Below are 297 nucleotides of genomic sequence, written 5' to 3' on the forward strand. Positions count from 1 at the left end.
AATTCTTGATTTTTCCTTTTTTCCTCTTCTATCGTTGCTTCTGCGCGATCGGCTCTTTGTTTTTCAAGATTAGCTCTTTCTCGTTCGCGATCGCGCTCTTGTTGTGCAAATTCCTTCTCTTGTCGTTCGCGATCGCGCTGTACAGCAGTCTCCACATAAGATGTAAACTGTTCTCCATTCGGATAAAATAGAGCCAAATCTCCCGATGCAATACTAAACTTTATTCCCAAACGCGGACTTTTCCATCCCTCCATCTGTGATATTTCATTTAACTTTTTTCCCTTTCTCAACCATCCT

Annotated in this window: 1 pseudogene; it reads right to left on the minus strand. The window is 41.8% G+C overall.

The annotated features are described in order from the left end of the window. Nucleotides 1-254 (minus strand): annotated as a pseudogene (locus JUI58_RS00875) (Uma2 family endonuclease); the annotation flags it as partial. Nucleotides 255-297: the final 43 nt, after the last annotated feature.

This window comes from Spirulina sp. CCY15215, assembly GCF_016888125.1.
In the GTDB taxonomy this organism is placed as follows: domain Bacteria; phylum Cyanobacteriota; class Cyanobacteriia; order Cyanobacteriales; family Spirulinaceae; genus CCY15215.